4 protein-coding genes and 1 pseudogene are annotated in these 4,313 nt (G+C 77.1%); 2 read left to right on the top strand and 3 right to left on the bottom strand.

Translation table 11 applies throughout. The annotated features are described in order from the left end of the window. Positions 1-288: 288 nt before the first annotated feature. Positions 289-732 (top strand): SsgA family sporulation/cell division regulator, encoded by a 444-nt coding sequence (locus ABZ641_RS27280; protein ID WP_344627848.1) that lies wholly within the window; start codon positions 289-291, stop codon positions 730-732. A gap of 128 nt (positions 733-860) precedes the next feature. Here the strand turns inward: ABZ641_RS27280 and ABZ641_RS27275 are convergent, their stop codons facing one another. After that, a complete protein-coding gene (locus ABZ641_RS27275) occupies positions 861-1,739 on the bottom strand; it encodes an RNA polymerase sigma factor SigF (protein WP_344627854.1) in 879 nt (292 codons plus the stop codon). A gap of 590 nt (positions 1,740-2,329) precedes the next feature. Next, positions 2,330-2,770, bottom strand: coding sequence for a hypothetical protein (locus tag ABZ641_RS27270; protein ID WP_344627849.1), 441 nt, complete (start codon positions 2,768-2,770; stop codon positions 2,330-2,332). A gap of 70 nt (positions 2,771-2,840) precedes the next feature. Here ABZ641_RS27270 and ABZ641_RS27265 point away from each other — a divergent pair, with 70 nt between their 5' ends. Next, positions 2,841-4,124 (top strand): NAD(P)/FAD-dependent oxidoreductase, encoded by a 1,284-nt coding sequence (locus tag ABZ641_RS27265; RefSeq protein ID WP_359985813.1) that lies wholly within the window; start codon positions 2,841-2,843, stop codon positions 4,122-4,124. Here the strand turns inward: ABZ641_RS27265 and ABZ641_RS27260 are convergent. Beyond that, a pseudogene (locus tag ABZ641_RS27260) lies at positions 4,066-4,313 on the bottom strand (cryptochrome/photolyase family protein); the annotation flags it as partial. The gene ABZ641_RS27265 and the pseudogene ABZ641_RS27260 sit on opposite strands and share 59 nt — an antisense overlap.

Below are 4,313 nucleotides of genomic sequence, written 5' to 3'. Positions count from 1 at the left end.
ATCGGCCTGCAGGCGGTCGCGCAGCTCGCGCAGCCGGTCCGCGGGGGCACCCAGGCCGTTGATCCGAGGTGGCGTCCGGACGGGCTTCGGCGGTACCGCCTCACCGCTCCCGGCGCGACCAAACCCCCTTTCGCAGCAGCCCTGGTGACGGACCGTCGAGGAGTTCGCCGGGGCTGCGGCGGAATCGGCCGGGATCCGCCGTTCCCGCCCCGCATGGACGCCCGGCGGCGGGGCAAGCGCCCTCCGGCGGGCACCGGCCCGGGTCACGCAGGAGCGGAGGGACGCAGCATGGTGGAGACGATCGAACGGCACACGACCGCGCGGATATGCGGGACCCGGCCACGGCGGGTGCGCGTGGTGCTGCGGTACCGCACCGACGACCCGTACGCCGTCGCGCTGTGCTTCCCCGGGCCGGCCCGGCTGACGGAGACGCTGGTCGTCGAGGACGGCGGCGCGGTCGAGGACGGCCCGCGGTGGACGGTCGGCCGCGACCTGCTGGCCGAGGGCCGGTACGGCTGCGCCGGGGCGGGCGACCTGCGGGTGCGGCCGGACGAGGACGGCGGGGTGCTGCTGGAGTGGCGCTGCCCGGGCGGCGGCGCGGACGTCCGGCTCGGCACGGCGGAACTCGGCGCCTTCCTGGACCGCACCTACCGTGCCGTTCCCGCGGGCTGCGAGTCCGCCTTCGTCGACTGGCCGCACACCCCCGAGGAATTCCTCCGCCGCATCGTCTGACCGGACCGGGGCCCGTCAGGGGCGGCACCTCAGGGGCGCGGGGGTGCTGCGCAATTCGGGAGTGGTGCTCCTGGCGAATCCGGCTCACCCTGATCCGCACGGCTACCCGCGCCCCCGGGGCAGGGCCCTCACCCGACGATCATGCCCTCGCGGAGGCGGTTGAGGATCCGCGCCAGCAGCCGCGAGACCTGCATCTGGGAGACGCCGAGGCGGGCCCCGATCTCGGCCTGGGTGAACTCCTCGACGAACCGCATGTGGAGGATCGCCCGGTCCCGCTCGGCGAGTGCGGCGACCAGCGGCTTGAGCGCCTCCAGGTTCTCGACCTTCTCGAGTCCGGGGTCGTGCCGGCCGAGACGCCGCAGCAGCGAGCCGTCGCCGTCCTCGTCGTCGCTGCCGAGGTCGAGGGAGCCCGCGGTGTGGGCGTTGCGCGCGATCATGCCCTCGACCACCTCGTCCTCGGTGATCTCCAGGTGGGCGGCGAGTTCGGCGACGGTGGCGGGGCGGCCGAGGGACTGCTCCAGCAGGTCGCCGGCCTTGGCCAGGGCGAGCCGCAGTTCCTGGAGGCGGCGGGGGACGTGGACGGCCCAGGTGGCGTCCCGGAAGAACCGCTTGATCTCGCCGACGATCGTCGGGACCGCCAGGGTCACGAACTCCACGCCGCGCTCCGGGTCGAACCGGTCGATCGCCTTGATCAGGCCGACGGTGCCGACCTGGACGATGTCGTCCATCGGTTCGCCGCTCTGCCGGAACCGCCGGGCGACGTACCGGACGAGGGAGAGGTTCAGCTCGACCAGGGTGCCGCGGACGTAGGAGTACTCGGCGGTGCCCTCCTCGAGGGTCTGCAGCCGGGCGAACAGGGCCGAGGAGAGGACCTTGGCGTCGGCCGGGGCCACTGCCGAGGGGTCGTCGACCACGCGCTGGACCGGCGCCGGGGCCGGTGCCGGGGTGCCCGCGGAGCTCGCGCCTTCGGCGGTCGCTCCGGGCGCGAGGGTCGACCCTTCACTCATCACTGCCATGGCCATTCCTTCCGTGGGTGCGTCGGCGGCTCGCATGCCCGGAGCTTCGGAGCCCAGTCCCCCAGGGGGCGATCCTCCACGGAAGAGCCCGTGGGGCTTCACATCCCCTCCACAAGCGGCGCCGTTCGTCCACTCCTGACCGGTCCGGCGGTGGCTCCGGGGAGCGGTGCGCAAGCGATGCGCCTGGCAGGCGGTGCGGCGCGGCTGAAGACTCGCGGCAGGGTCCGGCGGGCGGCGGCGGCCCGCCGGTCGCCGGGCCGCCGCCTCGCCGACCCCGTCCCCGACCGTCGACAGCCGTCGGCCACCGCAACCCGCTGTCCGTCACCGCACCGCACGGAGGGGCCGGCCCCATGGCACACCGACCGCAGGCGGAAGGTGCCGCGAGCACGCGGAACGGGCCCGGGGCATCCGCTGCCCGGGCCCGTGCATCCACCGTCGGACCGGCCCGCCGGCCGCTGCCGCGCGGCGCGCCGGCGGACCTGTCTGCACCTGTTCCACCCTCCTGCGGACCTCGCGCCCGGGCCATCCGCAGCGTTCACGCAGCGCTCGGCGGCCCGCCGGGAGGGGCCCGGAGGCGGCCGTCAGGGCTCCGGATCGGGGACGCGCTCGGGGATGCGGTCGGAAGCACGGTCGGGGACGCGGTCGGGCCGCAGCAGCCCGGCGACGGAGAGGGCGCCCCAGCCGAGCGAGACCACCAGGGCGGCCGCCCGGTACCGGGCCGTGGGCAGGCCGGTGACGGCCGGGACGGCCCCGGAGAGCAGGGCGGCGTCGCCGAGGTCGGCGGCGATCCGCAGCAGGGTGGCGGTGCGCAGGCTGCGGTCGTCGGGGGCCAGCAGCATCGCCAGGCCGCAGGCCGCGTCGCGCAGGGCCAGCGGGGAGATGCAGGCGGCGACCGGCGCGGGGACGGTGCCGTCCGGGGCTGCGAGGCCGGAGGGCCGGGCGAGCAGGGCGGGGCGGCGGGTGACGGCCAGGCCGTAGACGGCGGTGGCCGCGCCGGTGAGGCGGAGGAGGGTGCGGTTCACAGGGGCATCCGTACCCGGGTGCGGGCTGCCGTGCACGGGGTGTGCGGCCGAACGGAGAGGAGTCGGTGAGGTGTCTTCACCGGACGTGGTGGTGGTCGGTGCCGGGCTCGCGGGGCTGGCATGCGCCCGGGACCTGGTGGCGGCCGGGCTGGAGGTGGCCGTCCTGGAGGCCTCGGACGGGGTGGGCGGGCGGATGCGCACCGACCTGGTCCGCGGGTTCCGGCTGGACCGCGGGTTCCAGGTGTTCAACACCTCCTACCCGCAGGTGCGCCGGCGGTTCGACCTGCGGGCCCTGCGGCTGCACCCGTTCACCGCGGGCTTCGTCCTGGCGGGCGGGCGCGGCCGGTACCGGTTCGCCGATCCGACGCGGCGGCCCGACCTGGCCGGCGACCTGCTGCCCGGCCGGCTCGCCCCGTTCCGGGACGTGGTGGCGCTGGGGCTGCTGAGCGCCCGCGACATGGTGCTGCCGGCCGCCGTGCTGCGGCGCGGCCGGGACGTGCCGACCCGCGGCGCGCTGGTCTCGGCGGGCGTCTCGCCGGAGACCGTGGACGCGGTGCTGCGGCCGTTCCTCGCCGGGATCTTCCTGGAGGACGGCCTGGAGACGTCGAGCCGGTTCTTCCACCTGGTGTGGCGGAGCCTGCTGCGCGGCACCCTCTGCCTGCCGGAGGCCGGGATCGGCGCGGTGCCGGAGCAGCTGGCGGCCGGGCTGCCGCCGGGCACGGTGGCGCTGGAGTCGCCGGTGGCGGAGCTGACGGACGCGGGGGTGCTGCTCGAGGACGGCACGGAGGTGCCCGCCGGGCGGGTGGTGGTGGCGACCGAGGCTCCGGAGGCGGCGCGGCTGCTGCCCGGGCTGCCGGTGCCGCCCGGGCGTCCGGTGACCACGGTGTACCACGCGGCGCCGGTGTCGCCGCTGGCCGAGCCGACGCTGCTGGTCGACACCGACGGCCGGGTGCTGAACAGCGTGGTGCTGTCCGAGGTGGTGCCCGGGTGCTCGGGCGACGGGCGGGCGCTGGTGGCGACCTCGGTGCTGGGGGCGGCTGCCTGGGAGCCTCAGGTACGGGCCCGGCTGGCCGAGCTGTACCGGGTGGACACGGCCGGCTGGGAGCACCTGGCGGACCGCCGGATCCCGTACGCGCTGCCCGCGATGCCGGCCCCGCACCCGCTGACCCGGCCGGCCGCGCTGGGCGGCGGCCGGTTCGTCTGCGGGGACCACCGGGCGACCGGGTCGGTGCAGGGGGCGCTGGCCTCCGGTGCGCGGGCCGCCCGGGAGGTGCTGGCGGACGCGGCGGCCGGGGTCAGGGCGGATCCGCTCGCCGGTCGCGTTCGGCGGCGGGCAGTTCGGGCGGGCCGCTGAGCCGGTCGAGGCCGGCCGCGGCGCGGGCGGTGCGGTGGTTGGCGGCGAGCACCTCGCGGTGGCGGTGGACGAAGGCCCGGCAGCCGGTGGTGAACGGGCGGGCCCGCTCACCGAGCCGTTCGGTGGGCCGGTGGCGGCAGGGGCCGCCGTGGTCGCCCGTCCGGTGCAGGTGGGCGCCGCCCGCTTCGC

Source organism: Kitasatospora sp. NPDC007106, from assembly GCF_040634455.1.
Lineage (GTDB): Bacteria > Actinomycetota > Actinomycetes > Streptomycetales > Streptomycetaceae > Kitasatospora > Kitasatospora arboriphila.
The sequence above is the reverse complement of the archived record's forward strand: the minus strand, read 5'-3'. Positions and strand labels throughout refer to the sequence as shown.

What these genes read in the sequence shown, in the direction of transcription:
- ABZ641_RS27280 (WP_344627848.1), top strand. Translation starts at nt 289, where the DNA reads ATGGTGGAGACGATCGAACGGCACACGACCGCGCGGATATGCGGGACC.
- ABZ641_RS27275 (WP_344627854.1), bottom strand. Translation starts at nt 1,739, where the DNA reads ATGAGTGAAGGGTCGACCCTCGCGCCCGGAGCGACCGCCGAAGGCGCG.